The organism is Curtobacterium sp. MEB011, from assembly GCF_030209655.1.
In the GTDB taxonomy this organism is placed as follows: Bacteria; Actinomycetota; Actinomycetes; order Actinomycetales; family Microbacteriaceae; genus Curtobacterium; species Curtobacterium poinsettiae.
On the sequence record NZ_JARVRN010000002.1, the window covers coordinates 102,262 to 118,961 of the forward strand.

Annotated in this window: 16 protein-coding genes; 12 read left to right on the top strand and 4 right to left on the bottom strand. The window is 71.9% G+C overall.

From position 1 onward, the window contains the following. Positions 1 to 15: 15 nt before the first annotated feature. A complete protein-coding gene (locus QRN30_RS02320) occupies positions 16 to 471 on the top strand; it encodes a DUF3817 domain-containing protein (protein ID WP_017887889.1) in 456 nt (151 codons plus the stop codon). A gap of 287 nt (positions 472 to 758) precedes the next feature. Here the strand turns inward: QRN30_RS02320 and QRN30_RS02325 are convergent, their stop codons facing one another. Both QRN30_RS02325 and QRN30_RS02330 read right to left on the bottom strand, forming a co-directional pair. Beyond that, positions 759 to 2,969 (bottom strand): NADP-dependent isocitrate dehydrogenase, encoded by a 2,211-nt coding sequence (locus QRN30_RS02325; protein ID WP_140448590.1) that lies wholly within the window; start codon positions 2,967 to 2,969, stop codon positions 759 to 761. Positions 2,970 to 3,075: 106 nt separating this feature from the next. Then, positions 3,076 to 3,570: a hypothetical protein gene (locus tag QRN30_RS02330; RefSeq protein WP_071250024.1), complete on the bottom strand. Its 495-nt coding sequence runs from the start codon at positions 3,568 to 3,570 to the stop codon at positions 3,076 to 3,078. A 162-nt stretch (positions 3,571 to 3,732) separates the two neighbouring features. On the opposite strand from QRN30_RS02330, the gene QRN30_RS02335 reads away from it, so the two are divergent. The 3 genes from QRN30_RS02335 (at position 3,733) to QRN30_RS02345 (ending at position 7,338) form a co-directional block, all read left to right on the top strand. Next, positions 3,733 to 4,785 (top strand): M23 family metallopeptidase, encoded by a 1,053-nt coding sequence (locus QRN30_RS02335; protein WP_017887886.1) that lies wholly within the window; start codon positions 3,733 to 3,735, stop codon positions 4,783 to 4,785. Positions 4,786 to 4,931: 146 nt separating this feature from the next. Then, on the top strand, positions 4,932 to 6,206 hold the full coding sequence (locus QRN30_RS02340; RefSeq protein ID WP_194589945.1) for a hemolysin family protein: 1,275 nt from the start codon (positions 4,932 to 4,934) through the stop codon (positions 6,204 to 6,206). Positions 6,207 to 6,432: 226 nt separating this feature from the next. Then, positions 6,433 to 7,338: a helix-turn-helix transcriptional regulator gene (locus QRN30_RS02345; RefSeq protein WP_259576636.1), complete on the top strand. Its 906-nt coding sequence runs from the start codon at positions 6,433 to 6,435 to the stop codon at positions 7,336 to 7,338. A 45-nt stretch (positions 7,339 to 7,383) separates the two neighbouring features. On the opposite strand, the gene QRN30_RS02350 is transcribed toward QRN30_RS02345, so the two are convergent. Next, positions 7,384 to 7,587 (bottom strand): hypothetical protein, encoded by a 204-nt coding sequence (locus tag QRN30_RS02350; RefSeq protein WP_017887883.1) that lies wholly within the window; start codon positions 7,585 to 7,587, stop codon positions 7,384 to 7,386. A gap of 38 nt (positions 7,588 to 7,625) precedes the next feature. Between QRN30_RS02350 and QRN30_RS02355 the strand changes: the two genes are divergently transcribed. Then, positions 7,626 to 8,360, top strand: coding sequence for a class I SAM-dependent methyltransferase (locus QRN30_RS02355; RefSeq protein WP_284760329.1), 735 nt, complete (start codon positions 7,626 to 7,628; stop codon positions 8,358 to 8,360). A 225-nt stretch (positions 8,361 to 8,585) separates the two neighbouring features. After that, positions 8,586 to 9,068: an FBP domain-containing protein gene (locus QRN30_RS02360; protein WP_284760330.1), complete on the top strand. Its 483-nt coding sequence runs from the start codon at positions 8,586 to 8,588 to the stop codon at positions 9,066 to 9,068. Between the two features lie 164 nt (positions 9,069 to 9,232). On the opposite strand, the gene QRN30_RS02365 is transcribed toward QRN30_RS02360, so the two are convergent. Next, complete coding sequence (locus QRN30_RS02365; protein WP_284760331.1) at positions 9,233 to 10,219, bottom strand: aldo/keto reductase; 987 nt, start codon at positions 10,217 to 10,219, stop codon at positions 9,233 to 9,235. 119 nt (positions 10,220 to 10,338) lie between these two features. Here QRN30_RS02365 and QRN30_RS02370 point away from each other — a divergent pair, with 119 nt between their 5' ends. From QRN30_RS02370 to QRN30_RS02395, 6 genes are all read left to right on the top strand, one after another. Beyond that, entirely contained in the window at positions 10,339 to 10,566 is a 228-nt protein-coding gene (locus tag QRN30_RS02370; RefSeq protein WP_284760332.1) for a hypothetical protein, read from the top strand. 139 nt (positions 10,567 to 10,705) lie between these two features. Beyond that, positions 10,706 to 11,251, top strand: a complete 546-nt coding sequence (locus tag QRN30_RS02375; RefSeq protein ID WP_284760333.1) for an acyl-CoA thioesterase — start codon at positions 10,706 to 10,708, stop codon at positions 11,249 to 11,251. Between the two features lie 125 nt (positions 11,252 to 11,376). Next, positions 11,377 to 12,258, top strand: a complete 882-nt coding sequence (locus QRN30_RS02380) for an aldo/keto reductase (RefSeq protein ID WP_017887877.1) — start codon at positions 11,377 to 11,379, stop codon at positions 12,256 to 12,258. A 178-nt stretch (positions 12,259 to 12,436) separates the two neighbouring features. Continuing rightward, a complete protein-coding gene (locus tag QRN30_RS02385) occupies positions 12,437 to 13,021 on the top strand; it encodes a PadR family transcriptional regulator (RefSeq protein ID WP_071250014.1) in 585 nt (194 codons plus the stop codon). Continuing rightward, positions 13,018 to 13,746, top strand: a complete 729-nt coding sequence (locus QRN30_RS02390) for an ABC transporter ATP-binding protein (protein ID WP_017887875.1) — start codon at positions 13,018 to 13,020, stop codon at positions 13,744 to 13,746. Before QRN30_RS02385 ends, QRN30_RS02390 begins: the two co-directional genes overlap by 4 nt. Next, positions 13,743 to 16,565 carry an ABC transporter permease gene (locus QRN30_RS02395; protein WP_284760337.1) on the top strand — a complete coding sequence of 941 codons (2,823 nt, stop codon included), beginning with the start codon at positions 13,743 to 13,745 and terminating at the stop codon, positions 16,563 to 16,565. The genes QRN30_RS02390 and QRN30_RS02395 overlap by 4 nt, the downstream gene beginning before the upstream one ends. Positions 16,566 to 16,700: the final 135 nt, after the last annotated feature.

A 16,700-nucleotide genomic window follows, 5' to 3' on the forward strand; every position in this document is an offset into this window, starting at 1 on the left:
GCCACGATTGACGGCATGACTCCGCGCTCCCTGTTCCGCGCCGCCGCGGTGGCCGAACTCGTGACCTGGACCCTGCTCATCGCCGGGATGGTGCTCAAGTACGGGCTGGACGCCGGCGACTGGGGCGTCCGCATCGGCGGCGGCGTGCACGGCTTCGTGTTCCTGGCGTACCTGGTGGTCACGACGGTCGTCGCCGTGAACCAGCGGTGGTCGTTCGGGGCGCTCGTGCTCGGCTGGGTCAGTGCCGTCGTGCCGTACGCCACCGTGCCGTTCGAGGTCGCGGTCGCCCGCCGCGGCATGCTCGAGGGGTCGTGGCGCCGCTCGCCGGACGCCCACTCGGGCTTCTGGGACCGCCTGCTGTTCTTCGTCGTGCGTCGTCCCGCGGTGGCCGCCGGCATCGGGGTCGTGGCCGTCGCCCTGGTCTTCACCGGGCTGCTGGCCGTCGGCCCGCCCGTGCCGTCGCGCGGCTGAGGCGACGAGCGCCCCCCGGCTGATCAACGAGTGAGCAGAAGACGTCCGGTTCGCAAGCGGGACCCGACGTCTTCTGCTCACTCGACGCGGCCGTGTTCGCGACCACGGACGGACGGGAGGTGGCCCCCACCAGCCGGTACCGGCGCACCGCGCCAGCGGGGTGACGGCCGTGCCTGGAGGTGGGCCCCACCAGCCGGTACCGGCGCACCGCGCCAGCGGGGTGACGGCCGAGCCTGGAGGGACGGTGCCAGCTGGCACCGGGCCTCCCGTCCGTGGGCTGGGCGCTGCTAGAGCGCTGCCAGCGCCGCGTTCAGCGTGGCGGACGGGCGCATGACCGCGCTCGTCTTGGCGTCGTCGGGGCGGTAGTAGCCACCGATGTCTGCCGGGTGGCCCTGCACCGAGACGAGCTCGTCGACGATGGTGCGCTCCTGCTCACCGAGCTTCGCCGCGAGGTCCGCGAACGACGCCGCGAGCTCGGTGTCCTGGGTCTGCGCGGCGAGCTCTTCGGCCCAGTACTTCGCCAGGTAGAAGTGGCTGCCGCGGTTGTCGATTGAGCCGAGCTTGCGGCCAGGGGACTTGTCCTGCTCCAGGAAGGTCCCGGTGGCGCGGTCGAGGGTCTCGCCCAGGATCTTCGCCCGCTCGTTGCCCGTCACACCGGCCAGGTGCTCGAGGCTGACCGCCAGGGCCAGGAACTCGCCCAGGCTGTCCCAGCGCAGGTAGTTCTGCTGCACGAGCTGCTGCACGTGCTTCGGCGCGGAACCACCGGCGCCGGTCTCGAACAGGCCGCCGCCGCCGAGCAGCGGGACGACGGAGAGCATCTTCGCCGAGGTGCCGAGCTCCATGATCGGGAACAGGTCGGTCAGGTAGTCGCGCAGGACGTTGCCGGTGACCGAGATGGTGTCCTCGCCGCGGCGGATCCGCTCGAGCGAGAAGCGCATGGCGTCCTCGGGCGCGAGGATCTCGATCTGCAGGCCGTCGGTGTCGTGCTCGCCGAGGTACTTCCGGACGAGCCCGATCAGGTTGGCGTCGTGCGCGCGGGTCTCGTCGAGCCAGAACACGGCGGGCGTCGAGGAGGCACGGGCGCGGGTGACGGCGAGCTTCACCCAGTCGCGGATGGCGACGTCCTTGGTCTGGCAGGCGCGCCAGATGTCACCGGGCTCGACGTCGTGCTCGATGACGACGTCGCCCGAGGCGGTCGTGACGCGGACGACACCGGCGCCGGGGAGCTCGAAGGTCTTGTCGTGCGAGCCGTACTCCTCGGCCTTCTGTGCCATCAGGCCGACGTTGGGCACGGAGCCCATCGTCGACGGGTCGAAGGCGCCGTGGGCGCGGCAGTCGTCGAGCACGGCCTGGTAGATGCCGGCGTAGCTCGAGTCGGGGATGACGGCGAGGGTGTCGTGCTCGTCGCCGTCCGGACCCCACATGTGCCCCGAGGTGCGGATCATCGCGGGCATCGAGGCGTCGACGATGACGTCGCTCGGCACGTGCAGGTTCGTGATGCCCTTGTCCGAGTCGACCATGGCGAGCTCGGGGCCGTCGGCGATGCCCTGCTTGAAGGCGCGCTCGATCTCGGCGCCGTTCGGCAGCGCACCGAGGCCGGCGAGGATCGAGCCGAGGCCGTCGTTCGGGGTGAGGCCGGCGGCGGCGAGGTCGGCGCCGTAGCGCTCGAACACCGACGGGAAGAACGCCTTGATGACGTGCCCGAAGATGATCGGGTCGGAGATCTTCATCATCGTGGCCTTGAGGTGCACGGAGAACAGGACGTCCTCGGCCGCGGCACGCTCGATCTGCTTCCGCAGGAACGACTCGAGGGCGGCGACGTGCAGCACGGTGCCGTCGACGACCTCGCCCTGCAGCACGGGGATCGACTGCTTGAGGACCTGCTCGGTGCCGTCCTCGGCCACGAAGGTGATCGTCAGGACGTCGTCGGCGGGGGCGATCCAGGACTTCTCGTTGGACCGGAAGTCGTCGACGCCCATGGTGGTGACGTTCGTCTTCGAGTCACGCGACCAGGCGCCCATGCGGTGCGGGTGCTTGCGGGCGTAGTTCTTGACCGACAGGGGTGCGCGGCGGTCGGAGTTGCCCTCGCGCAGCACCGGGTTGACGGCACTGCCCTGGACGCGGCCGTAGCGGGCGCGGACGTCGCGCTGCTCGTCGGTCGTGGCCTCGTCCGGGTAGTCGGGCAGGTCGTAGCCCTGCGACTGCAGTTCCTTGATCGCGACCTTGAGCTGGGGGATCGACGCCGAGATGTTCGGCAGCTTGATGATGTTCGCCTCGGGGGTCTTCGCCAGGTCGCCGAGCTCGGCGAGGGCGTCGTCCAGGCGCTGCTCGTCGGTGAGCCGCTCCGGGAACTGGGCGATGATCCGGCCGGCGAGCGAGATGTCGCGGGTCTCGACGTCGACACCCGCGGTGCCGGCGAAGGCCTGGATGACCGGGAGGAAGGAGTGGGTGGCGAGGAACGGCGCCTCGTCCGTGAGGGTGTAGATGATCTTGGCCATGCTGGCGGGTACTCCCTTGTTCGACCGTCGGTACGTCCACGGTACTCGTGGCGCAGGATGTCTCGACATCAAGATACATCGCCCCCCAGAGTGGGGCGTGAGCGCGTCAGTCGCCGAGCGAGACGCGGAACACCCGGACGCCCGCGGCACGGAGCCCGGCGAGGCCGAGCCGCATGCGCAGGGGCCGGAAGGGGCGTCGGAACCCGGACGACGCCGAGGCCGCGTCGATCTGGTGCAGGACCTCGGACGTCAGGGTGCGCTCGAGATTCGGTGCGAGGCGGGTCACCCCGGACACCGTGACGACGATGCGCACGGCGTGCGGCGCGAGCAGCGGCGCGATGAGCTCGGCCGCCGCCTGGGCCCGGTGGAACGCGGGGTCGTCACCGGGGCGACGGATCGCGATGACGGCGAGCGCGGCATCCCAGGTCTCCTCGGGGTCCGGCAGGTCGTCGACCCCGATGACCCGCATCCGTGCGGCGTCGATGCCGGCGCGCACGGCCGCGGCCCGGAGCACGGGCAGGAGTTCCTGGGTACCGGCCAGCACGACGTCGGCCGACGACAGGTCGACCGTTCCGTACCGCTCGCGCGGCGTTCGGGCCATGGTGCGGGTCCTTCCGTCGCTTTCCCTCGACCGTACTGATCGGGGCGGCCCGGGGGACGCGGCAGCACAGGGTGATCAGGCCCCTCCCAGCCGACTCGGTAACGAAAAGATCACGGAAGGGCCTGTACAAAGCGACAGAGTCGTGCAGAATGGTTGGCGGCCATGACGACTGCACCCGAACCCGAACAGCACCCGGCGACCCCGGTGGTGCACCTGTCCCGTCGCGCCGCCCTCGAAGCCGAGCGCGCAGCCGCCCGCGGACCGCAGCGTCGCAGCAAGGCGGCTCCGGCGGCGAAGGTCGCGAACCCAGCCAAGGTCGCCAAGCCGGCCAAGGTCGCGAAACCCGCCAAGCCAGCGAAGCCCCTCGTCCTCGCCACCACCGAGCCGACCGGCCGCCGCGCCGCAGCCGCGCGCGCCACCACCGAGCACGTCGACGACCGCATCCAGCGCGTGGTCCGCCGCCCCGCACCCCGGGCAACCCGCACGGCGACCGCACCCAGGGCCTCCCGGTCGGCCCGCGCCGGACGCATCACGCTCACCAGCGCCGCCGCCGCCATCGCGATGTTCGCCGCGTCGGCGATGCCCGCACACGCCAGCGCCGGCACCTCGATGGCCACCTCGACCATCGCGCCGATCGTGCGCACCCAGGACTACGCCGTGACCCAGGCGGTCACGGCCGCCGGCTCCGACCGCGACGGGTTCACCGTCGGCGGCGGGTCGACCGTCACGACGAAGACGGCAGGGTCCTCCGGCACCGCCGGTGGGGCCGTGTCGTTCGGCGGCGCGGTCCGCTCGCCGTTCCCCGGCCCCGTGCAGATGAGCTCCGGCTTCGGCTACCGCTCGGCACCGTGCGGCGCGTGCTCGTCGCTGCACCAGGGCCTCGACTTCACCCCGGGCATGGGGACGCCGATCGGTGCCGTCGCCGCGGGCAAGGTCCGGGTCTCCGGCACGTACTTCTCGTACGGCAACGCGGTCATCATCGACCATGTGGTCGACGGCCGTCAGGTGTCCACGCTGTACGGCCACATGATCCCCGGGTCGTCGCCGCTCAAGGTCGGCGACACCGTCGCGGCCGGACAGTTCATCGGACTCGTCGGGTCCTCCGGCGTCTCGACCGGCGCGCACCTGCACCTCGAGGTCCTGATGGACGGCGTCACGCCGATCGACCCGAAGGCGTGGCTCGAGGCCCGCATCGGTCGCTCGCTCACCCTGTAGCGACCACGCCCCGTCGCCGCGCGACGATCCACAGCCGTTGTCGAGCACCAGCACGGTGATGTCCCAGTCGTCCTGTGCAGACTCACAGGCATGGACGATCCCCACAGACCGCCCGCCCGTCGTCGATCCGAGGAAGCTGCCCGCTGATGGGCGCCGACACCTGGATCGCCTTCGGGCTCGTCATCCTCTTCGTGCTCGTCGGCGGGGTCTTCGCGGCCGCCGAGATCGCACTCGTCTCCCTGCGTGAATCGCAGCTGCAGCAGCTCGAACGCCGCGGCCCCCGGGGCGTGCGGGTCGCCGAGCTCGGCCGCGACCCGAACCGGTTCCTGTCCGCCGTGCAGATCGGTGTGACCGTCGCCGGGTTCTTCTCCGCCGCGTACGGAGCGTCGTCGATCGCGCCCGACGTCGCGCCGCTCTTCCAGGGACTCGGGCTCGAGCGGGGCACGTCCGAGGCAGTTGCCCTCGTGCTCATGACCCTGGTCATCGCGTACCTGTCGCTCGTGTTCGGCGAACTCGTGCCGAAACGCCTCGCCCTGCAGCGTGCCGAGGGCTTCTCGATGGCCGTCGCCCCGACCCTGGAGCGCTTCGCGGTGCTGATGCGGCCGGTGATCTGGCTGCTCTCGAAGTCCACCGACACCGTCGTGCGACTGCTCGGTGGCGACCCGAACGCCCGCAGCGAGTCGATGAGCACCGAGGAGCTCCGCGGCCTGGTCGACGAGCACACCGGCGTCGACGAGCAGGGACGCCGGATCGCCCGCAGCGCCCTGGACGCCGGTGACCGCATCCTGCGCGAGTCCATGCGCCCCTGGTACGACGTCTCGACGCTGGACGCCGGCGTCTCCGTCGCCGAGGCCACCGACCAGGCCATCGCGGCCGGGCACACGCGGTACCTCGTGACCTCCGGCGGGCGTGACGAGGTGCAGGGCTTCGTGCACCTCCGTGACCTGCTGCGTCCGGTCGACCCCGCGGCCCCCGTCGCCACGCTCGTCCGGCCGGTGCTCGCCCTGCCCGAGACGAAGTCGCTGTCGAGTGCGATCGCGGACATGCGCACCGACGGCCACCAGATCGCCCTGGTCGTCGACGAGTACGGCGGCAGCGCGGGCATGGTCACGCTCGAGGCGCTGCTCGAAGACCTCGTCGGTCGGATCAGGGACGAGTGGGACACCGCCGAGCACGACGAGTCCGTGCTGGCGCACGACGGCGTCGACGGCGCCACGGTGCTCGAGGACCTGGCAGCGGACGGCGGACCGGTGCTGCCGGACGGCGACTACGAGACGGTCGGCGGGCTCGTGCAGGTGCAGCTGGACCGCGTGCCCGAGGTCGGCGACGTCGTCGTGGCCGGCGGCCATCGCCTCGAGGTGACCGCCATGGACGGTCACCGGGTCGCGCGCGTGCGCATCGGGGCCGACGCCGCGCCCTGATCGCGGCCCCACGGCGGACGGGAGGCCCGTGGCGGCAGGCGGTCGTAACACCCCGCGGGGCGCCGGCGAGCGGTCACAGGTCGTCGCCTGCGGCGCCACCAGCCGACAGGTCGCGACCACCCGGCGGGCAGCACGCGACGTGTCGTGACCAGTCGGCGACGGCCGGCGGCCCCGCCACGGCTCTCCCGCCCGCGTGCCGCACGGCCCGGGCACGTACGCTCGTCGCATGGGTATCGACGTGCGCAACGAGATCCGCGACTTCCTGTCCTCCAGGCGGGCGCGGCTCACCCCCGAGCAGGTCGGCATGCCGTCGTTCGGCGGCGGGGTGCGGCGGGTCCCCGGGCTGCGTCGGCACGAGGTCGCCATGCTCGCCGGCGTCAGCGTCGACTACTACACGCGGCTCGAGCGCGGCTCACTCAAGGGCGTCTCGGACAGTGTGCTCGAGGGTCTGGCGAGCGCCCTGCAGCTCGACGAGGACGAGCGTGCGCACCTGTGGGACCTGACGCGCCTGGCGAACTCCGGCGCGAAGGTCATGCACCGGAACGTGCCGACCCGCGTCCGCCCCGGCGTCCAGCGCCTGCTCGACGCGATCACCGGCGCCCCGGCCTGGGTGCGGAACGAGCGCGGGGACGTCGTCGCGACGAACGAACTCGGCCGTGCCCTGTACGCGCCGCTCTTCGCCGGCCCCGGGCGCCCGGTCAACACCGCACGCTTCACGTTCCTCGACCCGGCGGCCCGCGACTTCTTCCCGGACTGGGCACAGACCGCGAAGGACGCCGTGGCCGTGCTCCGGACCGCCGCGGTGTCGAACCCCTGCGAGCCGGGGCTCATCACGCTCGTCGGTGAGCTCTCCACCCGGAGCGAGGAGTTCCGCGGCTGGTGGGCCGCACACGACGTCCGGATGCAGCGGACCGGCAAGAAGCGCATCGACCACCCGATCGTGGGGGAGCTCCGACTGTCCTACGAGGCGCTCGACCTGGTCGCCGACCCCGGTCTGACGCTGTTCTCGTACTCGGCCGAACCGGGCAGCGACTCCGAGCGGTCGCTCGCGCTGCTCGGCAGCTGGGCCGCGACGGAACGGGCCGAGCAGTACGCGGCCGTCCGCGAGTCGGAGTCCGAGTCCGTCGACTGACCCGGCCCGCCGACGGGCAGGTGCGTCAGCGCCGCGATCGGACCGTCAGGCCTGGGGCGGGACGTCGCCGTCGAACAGCTCCGGTGAGCGCATCCGCTCGATGCGCAGCTGACGCTCCGTCGCCGACAACCGCAGCACGCGGATCGCGGCGAACACGAGCACGATGAGGGCGACGGCCAGCACGGCGAGCGCCAGCACGAACAGGGCGTACAGGACGACGACGAATCCGAGACCACTGTCTGCGAGCATCTGCCGAAGATAGCAGCTCGGGTTCGTAGGGTGGGGACGTGACCAGGACGACGGACGGCTCAGCAGGGGATGCGGACCGTCGGCAGCACCGCCGGCCCGAGCCCGCGTTCGCCCGTGCGGTCGCGAAGGCCATCGGCGACGCCCGGACCGTGCTCGACGTCGGTGCCGGTGCCGGTGCCGGTGCCGGTGCCGGTGCCGGTGCCGCCGGGTCCTACGCGCCGACCGACCGCGACGTGACCGCGGTGCAGGCCGCCGAGGACCTTCCCTTCGCCGACGACACCTTCGACGCCGCGGTGTCGACCTTCTCGCTGCATGGGTGGGCCGACCTCGAGCGCGGGCTCGCCGAGGTGCGTCGGGTGACCCGAGGGCCGATCGTGATCGTGACGTTCAACCCCGACCGCATCGAGCGCTCCTGGCTCGCCGAGTACGCCCCCGAGGTGCTGGCGGCCGAGGCCCGTCGCCACCCGGCACTGCCACGGATCGCCGACGCGCTCGGCAACGACACCGTGACGAGCACCCCGCTGCCGATCCCGTTCACGTGCGTCGACGGGTTCGCCGAGGCGTACTACGCCCGCCCGGAACGCCTGCTCGACCCAGCCGTGCGCCGCGCGGACCCGGCATGGGACCTGGTCGACGAGTTCACCGTCCGGCGGTCGGTGGCTGCGCTCCGGACCGCGCTGGAGTCGGGGGAGTGGGACCGACGGCACGGGTCGCTCCGGATCCGCCCGACGTACGAGGGCTCCGTCGTCCTGGTCACGGCGACGCCGAACTGACCGCGGACGATCAACGCGGCGGCACCGGCCCGGCCCGGGCTTGACACCCGGTCGTAGGCTGGTCGGGTGAGCTTCCAGGAGGTGGTCGGCGCCCGTATCGCCGGCATCAGGGCGTGAGGCCCCCGGTCGTGCCCTCGGGCGTGGCCGTCCTCGTCGAACCCTGACCTCCTCCGCCCGGTGCGGTGTGCTCCCGCACACCCCGGGCCTGCTCGAAAGCGATCACCCATGCTCCCCATCGTGGAGAAGAACCTCCGCACGTCCTTCGTCAACGCCTCCCGCAAGGAGACGACCGACATCACACTGCCCGCCGGCTTCGAGACGCTCGACTGGGACGCGCTCGACTACCTCGGCTGGCGCGACCCGAAGATCGGTCGGCGGGCGTACGCCGTCGTGCCGACCCTGGACGGCGAACTGATCGGCATCCTGTTCCGGCAGGCCGAGGCCTCGCCGCGCTCCCGCGCCCAGTGCTCGTGGTGCCAGGACGTCAAGCTGCCGAACGACGTCACGTTCTACAGCGCCAAGCGGTCCGGGCCGGCCGGTCGCAACGGCAACACCGTCGGCACCCTGGTGTGCCAGGACTTCCAGTGCTCGCGGAACGTCCGGAAGCTGCCGCCGCCCGCCTACGAGGGCTACGACGTCGAGGCAGCGCGGCTCCGGCGCATCGAGGACCTGCAGGTCCGGGCCGCGTCCTTCGCCGCCGAGGTCTGAGACGCCGGCGTGCTCGCAAGACGCCGCCGAGTCAGCGAGACGCCGCCGGATTCGGGGGCGTCACGCGCTGACGCCGGCGTCTCGCCTCCGCGAACGCGACTGACGACGGACGGGAGGCCCGGTGCCAGCTGGCACCGGGCCTCCCGTCCGTCAACCGGTCGCGTCTAGCGACCGATGGTCGACATGTCGGGGTAGCGGTCGCCGGTCGGGACCGGCAGCGCCGACAGGCGCGACAGCTGGTCCGTCGTGAGGGTCAGGTCGGCTGCGCCGACGTTCTCCTCGAGGCGTGAGACCCGCTTCGTGCCGGGGATCGGGACGATGTCGTCGCCCTGGGCCAGCAGCCATGCGAGCGACACCTGCGCCGGAGTGGCGTCGGCCTCGGTCGCGATGTCCTTGACGGCGTCGACGATGCGCATGTTCTGCGCGAACGCCTCCTGCTGGAAGCGCGGGTTCGCCAGGCGGAAGTCGTCGGAGTCCAGGTCGGACGGCTTCGTGATGGCACCCGTCAGGAACCCGCGGCCGAGCGGCGAGTACGGCACCAGGCCGATGCCGAGCTCGCGCAGGGTGTCGAGCACGTCGCCCTCGGGGTCCCGCGTCCACAGCGAGTACTCGCTCTGCAGTGCGGTGATCGGGTGGACGGCGTGGGCCTTGCGGATGGTGTCGGCTCCGGCTTCGGACAGCCCGATGTGCCGGATCTTGCCCTCCTGCACGAAGCCGGCGAGCTGGCCGATGACGTCCTCGATCGGGACGGCGGGGTCGACGCGGTGCTGGTAGTAGAGGTCGATGTGGTCCGTACCGAGGCGACGGAGGGAGCCTTCGAGCGCCTCGCGCACGGACTCCGGCTGGCTGGAGAGACCGCGCTGCTGCGTCGGGGTCTCCTCACCGGCCTCGTGGCGGTACAGGCCGAACTTGGTCGCGATGACGACGTCGTCGCGACGGCCCTCGAGCGCGCGGCGCAGGAGTTCCTCGTTCGTGTAGGGGCCGTACGCCTCGGCGGTGTCGAACAGGGTGACGCCGAGGTCGATCGCGCGGTGGATGGTGCGGATCGACTCGTCGTCGTCGGTGCCGGCGCCCGTGTAGAAGGCGCTCATGCCCATGGTTCCGAGGCCGATGGGTCCGACCTCGAGGTCTGCGAGCTTGCGTGTGTGCATGCTGCAGGTCTACTCCCGGTCCCCGGGACGGCGGGAGGCACTGGCTGTACCCGCCTCGTCATCGCTACGCTGCCAGGACGGGGCAGGGGCCCCGGGTTCGGGGGAGTGTCGTGGTCGTCATGTGGATCGTCATCTCCGTGGTCGTCGTCATCGGCGCCCTGCTGACCGTGCTCGAGGTGCAGAACCGTCGTCGTCGGCGGGCGCTCGAATCGATCGAAGACCTGTCGGATCCGTGTGACAGCGCACGCGCCGCGGCCGAAGCCGATGCGGCGCACTCCAGGACCGAGGGGCTCGCCAAGTCCGCGCACCCCGGCATCACCGGCGCCGGCGGCGGCATCCCCGGCTGAACCGGCCGAGCTGGACTGCGCCCCGCCGTTCGCGCCGCTTGTCGGGACCAGGCGTTCCGGTTCGCCGGTCGCCCGCGCGCTTGGTGAGGTTCCTCCAAGGTGCTGGCGCGAGCACGCGGTCCACTGGTGTGATCGTCCCGTGAACCTGTACTTCCGACTGCTCCTGCTGCAGCTGCGCACCCGGTTGCGCGCTCGGGTCGGTGGACGCCGCCGGGCGTCGCTCTGGGACGAGGTCCGGACGCCGTTCCGGGTCGCTCCGACCGACCTCGACCCGTTGCGGCACGTCAACAACGGCAAGTACCTGTCGATGCTGGACCTGGGTCGGCTCGACCTGATGCTCCGCTCCGGGTACTGGGCGGCGCTGTCCGAACGTGGCTGGTACCCCGTCGTGTCGGCGCAGACGATCACGTACAAGCGGTCGCTGACGCTCGGGCAGCGGTTCGAGCTCCGCACCCACGTGCTCGGGGTCGACGACCGTGCCGTGTACCTGGAGCAGACGTTCGTGCGCGGCGGCGCCGTGATGGCTCGAGCCGTGGTGCAGGCCCGGTTCCTGCGGCGTGCCGGCGGGACCGTGCCGACCGCGGACCTGCTCGAGGCTGCGGGTGGCGCGGACCGCGACCTGACCCTGCCCGACTGGGTGCACGACTGGGCGAGCGCGACCCGGATCAGCAGCAGCGCGGCCTGAACGGCAGCACGACCGCTCCGAACGCCACGGTGCGCACGAACCCGTCCGTGGACTCTGCGAACACGGCAAGCGGTCGGGGGACACCGACTCAGGGACCGGCAACGCACCGGGCGTAGACCGGGGACATGACCACAGGCACTGACACCACGAACCGTCCGGCCGCGTCCTCCGGCACCTTCCGCATCGGCGGCGACCTCGAGGTCAACCGGCTCGGCTACGGCACCATGCAGCTCACCGGCCCCGGCGTCTGGGGACCGCCGAAGGACCACGACGAGGCGATCCGCGTCCTCAAGCGCGCCGTCGAGCTCGGCGTGAACTTCTTCGACACCGCCGACTCGTACGGCCCCTACGTCGCCGAGGAGCTCCTGAAGGAGGCCCTGCACCCCTACGGCGACGACGTCGTCATCGCGACGAAGGCCGGCCTGACCCGCACCGGCCCGAACGTCTGGCCGCCCGTCGGCCGCCCCGAGTACCTGCGGCAAGAGGCGGAGATGAGCCTCCGCCGCCTGGGCCTGGAGCGCATCGACCTGTTCCAGCTGCACCGCATCGACCCGAAGGTCCCGCTCGAGGACCAGGTCGGCGAGCTGAAGAAGCTGCAGGACGAGGGCAAGATCCGCCACATCGGCCTGTCCGAGGTCTCCGTCGACGAGGTCAAGGCCGCGCAGCAGATCGCCACGATCGTCTCCGTGCAGAACCTCTACAACCTGCAGAAGCGTGACGCCGAGGAGCTGCTCGACTGGTCCGAGCAGCAGGGCATCGGCTTCATCCCGTGGTTCCCCCTGGCCACGGGTGGCCTGACCGGCGAGGACTCGCCGCTCACCGAGATCGCCGAGCGCAAGGGCGCCACCCCGGCGCAGCTCGCGCTCGCGTGGCTGCTCAAGCGCTCCCCGGTGATGCTGCCGATCCCCGGCACGTCGAGCGTCGCGCACCTCGAGGACAACCTGGCGGGTGCCACGGTCGAGCTGACCGACGACGAGTTCGAGGAGCTGGCGAAGCTGGGTCACTGACCCTTCGGACGCGACCGCGGGTCGCGAACGCGACCAGCCGACCGACGGGAGGCGCGGTGCCAGCTGGCACCGCGCCTCCCGTCCGTTCATCGGCCCTGTCCAGATCCGTGCTTGCGTACGCATACCGGGTATGTGCATACTCGGTATGGCCATGGTGGCCCGGGACAGGGGAAGTGTCATGAGCGTTCGGATGGGCGTACTCGCGCTGCTGGTGGGGGGACCCGGTTACGGGTACCAGCTCCGGGGGGAGTTCGAGCACCGCACCGGCGGGAGCTGGCCGCTGAACATCGGCCAGGTCTACACGACCCTGGACCGACTGGAACGCGACGGCCTGGTCGCCCGCGGCGACGCCGACGACGACGGCCACGTCGTCTACACGGCGACCGATGCGGGGCGGGCGGAGGTGGCCCGCTGGTTCAGCGAGCCCGTGCCGGCGAAGCGTGGCCGCGACGAACTGGCGATCAAGTTCGCCCTCGCCGTGACCGTGCCCGGGGTCGACGTCGCCCGGCTGGTACAGGTGCAGCGTGGTGCCGCGATCCGGAACCTGCAGGACCTGACGCGGCTGAAGCGGACGACCGACCCGTCGTCGGACCTGGCGTGGTCGCTCGTGCTCGAGTCGATGGTGTTCCAGGCCGAGGCAGAGGTGCGCTGGCTCGACCACGTGGAGTCGAGTGTCGCGCGGTACCGGCCGGACGAGCACCCGGCGGCACCGGCCAGTGCCGACGCCTCCGCTTCCGCTGCCGCTCCCCGGAGCGCACGGTGACCGCCGCACCGCTCCTGCAGCTCGACGCCGTGAGCGTGCACTACGGCTCCGGCGCCAAGGCCGTCACCGCCCTGGCCGGCATCGACCTGCGGGTCGAGCGCGGCGAGATGGTGGCCGTGATGGGCACCTCGGGGTCGGGCAAATCGACGCTGCTCGCCTGCGCCGGAACCCTGCTGCCGCCGACGAGCGGCGAGGTCCTGATCGACGGCGCGTTCGTCTCCGACCGTCCCGCCAGGGAACTCGCAGCGCTGCGGCGCCGGCTGATCGGGTTCGTGTTCCAGGACTTCAACCTGATCCCCTCGTTGACCGCGGTCGAGAACGTGGCGCTGCCGCTCGAGCTCGACGGGTGGAAGGCCTCGCAGGCCCGTCGCGCCGCGGAACTCGCGCTGGACAACGTCGAGCTGTCGCACCGTGCCGACGCCTACCCGGACGACCTGTCCGGCGGGCAGCAGCAGCGCGTCGCGATCGCCCGCGGGGTGGTCGGTGAACGTCGACTCGTGCTCGCCGACGAACCGACCGGCGCACTCGACTCGCAGACCGGCGAGGTCGTGCTCCGCATGCTCCGTCGGCACGTCGACGCGGGGGCGGGCGCCCTCCTGGTGACGCACGACGCCCGGCACGCCGCCTGGGCGGACCGGATCGTGTTCCTGCGCGACGGACGTGTCGTCGACGAGACCGTGTACTCGGGCGTCGAGACCGCGCTGACGGACCGGACCGCGTCGTGAGCCGGGGCCGGCGTTCCGGGACCGCCCGGACGCCGTTCGCCCTCCGACCGGCGCTCCGTCTGGGGCGTCGGCTGGCGTTCGCGAAGGCAGGCCGCGCGGCACTGATCATCGCGCTCATCGGGATCCCCACCGCGGGGTTCGCGGCCGTCGCCGTCGTGGTGCAGTCGACGCAGGCCACCGCCACCGAACGGCTCGACCACGACCTCGGCCATGCTTCGGCGCAGATGCGGGTGTCCGGCCCGGACCTGCCCGGCATGGTGCAGGACCCGGTGCAGTGGGAGTTCACCGACTCGAAGCGGAACAGCCCGGTCACGAAGTCGGACCAGGACTCCCCGTTCGCCAACGTCCTGGCACACGTGCCCGACGGTGCGCTGTCGATCCCGGTCGGCAGCACGCCCGTCGTGCTCCAGGGGCCGAAGGGTCCGGTCGGGCTGACCGCCGTCGAGGGCAGCGTCTGGGACCCGTCGCTCGACGGTCACTGGCACGTGCTCGAGGGTTCCCGGCCGACCACACGCAGTGAGCTCATGGTCACGCCGGCCACGCTCGACCGCCTCGGGGCGCGGATCGGTGACACGGTGGACCTGACCGACCCCGTCACCAAGCGCTTCACGATCACCGGCACCATGACCGACCTGGGCACCGACCCGGGATCGCAGGGCATCTTCCTGCCCTGGGGCACGACGCTCTCGACGACCGACACCACCGACGACGTCGGGCTGACCGACGTCACCGTGTACCTGCCGTCGGACGCCCCGACCTGGTCGGAGATCCGGCAGCTCAACGCGCACGGCATCGTCGTGCAGTCGCGTCCGGTCGTGCTCGACCCGCCGGACGCCCGGCTCCCCGGCGGTCAGATGAGCTCGACGGTCGGCTGGTACCTCGGCGCGATGGCACTGCTCGGCGTCTTCGCGATGTTCGAGGTCGCCCTGCTCGCCGGTGCCGCGTTCCTGGTCGGCACCCGGGCGGACACCCGCTCGTACGCCATCGTCACGAGCGTCGGCGGTGACAGACGGTTCGTCCGCACGATCGTCGCCGGGTCCGGCCTGGTGCTCGGGCTCGTCGGCGCGGTCCTCGGCGTGGCCGTGGGCACCGGGATCGGCGTGCTCGCCTACCGACTCATCGACAACGGCAACGTGGTGTCGTTCCCCGGGTTGCACGTGCCGCCGCTCCTGCTGCTGTCCATCGCCGCCGCGGGAGTGCTCGCCGGACTCGTCTCCGCGCTCGTCGCCGCACGGTCGGCCACCCGGATCAACGTGCTCGCAGCCCTGCGGGGTTCGCTCCGTCCGGTGCCCGTCAGCCGTCCGGCCCGCCGACGTCGGCGCATCTGGGGGCCGCTGCTCGTGGTCCTCGGGGCCCTGACGACGATGGTCTGCGGCGTCGGGGTGCTCATGCTCAACGACCGTCCCGTGCAGGACGACCACTGGGCCTGGGTGGTCGGTGCCGGTGTCGCGCTCGGGCCGTGCCTGATGCAGCTCGGCATCGCCATCTGCTCACCGTGGCTGCTCGCCCTGGTCACCCGGCTCACCTCGCGGGCCGGTCTGTCGGCGCGACTGGCCGCCCGCGACGCCCGACGCAACCCGGTCCGCACGGTGCCGGTGCTCGCCAGCGTGATGAGCGTCGTGTTCGTGGCCTCGGTCGTCATCACGTGGAGTGCGTCGAGCCACGCCCAGTACGTCCGCGGGTACGAGTACACGACGGCGGTCGGGGTGGCGACGTCCGAGGTGCTGACCGAGACGAAGGACGGCGGCAGTACCGGTCGCCACGACGCGGAGCTGACCGCCCACGCCGCGAAGGTGGTGTCCGGTGTCTTCGACCAGGACCGCATCCGGGTGCTCGGCGTCACGCAGGAGCAGCCGGGCGACACCCCCTCGACCGTCACGATCCCGCACCGCTGGAGCGCGTACGACTGCCCGGCGAACGACACGACGAGCTGCTCGTACTACCTGGACACGGCGAGCGCGTCGATGCCGCACATCTGGACGGGCACCGTCGACGACTACGCCGTGCTCACCGGACACCAGCCGTCCGCAGCCGTCCGGAGCGCACTCGAGGGCGGTCGGGCCGTGTCGCTCTGGCCCGAGTACGCCCACGACGGCGCGGTCCGCATCGACACGTTCCACGACCGGACGTGGGACAGCGAGCCCATCACCGAGCGCACCCGACCGGCGGCCAGCGTCTCGATCCCCGCGGTGCTCGACGTGCAGACCCCGCGGATCCAGGTCGGCGTCTTCATGACGAAGGCGACCGCCGAGCAGTACGGCGTGCCCGTGGTCGACGGCATGCTCGTCACGACGCTGCCCCACGACCTCGACCCGGCCCAGGCGGACGAGCTGAGCTCGGCGTGGCAGAGCTTCGGCGGCGACGACCGTGCACGGTGGAGCGGCCCGACGTTCACGTACGAAGCCGGTCCCACCGACAACGAGGCGCTCATCCGGGCGATCGTCCTCGCACTCGCCGCGGCCGTGACCATCGGTGCGACGGCGGTGGCGATCGGACTCGCACGGTCCGACGGGCGTCGGGACGACGAGGTGCTCGACGCCATCGGTGCCGCTCCGCGTCTGCGCCGTGGGGTGTCGACCTGGCAGGCGGCGATCCTGGCCACGGTCGGCTCGGTGATCGGCACGCTGCTCGGCCTCCTGCCGATCCGCGCCCTGACCCTGCGGTTCACCGAGAGTCCGGTCGGGGTGAACCACATGCCGTTCGTGCCGGACTGGCCGGTGCTGGCGCTGCTCGCGATCGGCCTGCCCCTCGTGGTGACGGCCGGGGCGTGGCTGACGTCGCGGGGTCGGCGGCGGGTGGCGGTGCGACGGGCGCACTGACGCGCGTGCTGCGTGAGGCTTCGCTTGGTGAGCAGAAGATGTCGAGTCGGCTGCTCGGACTCGACGTCTTCTGCTCACGAAGTGGCCGACGCCTTCGGGATCGGCACCGTGCTGCTCGGTGAGCTCCACCGCCAG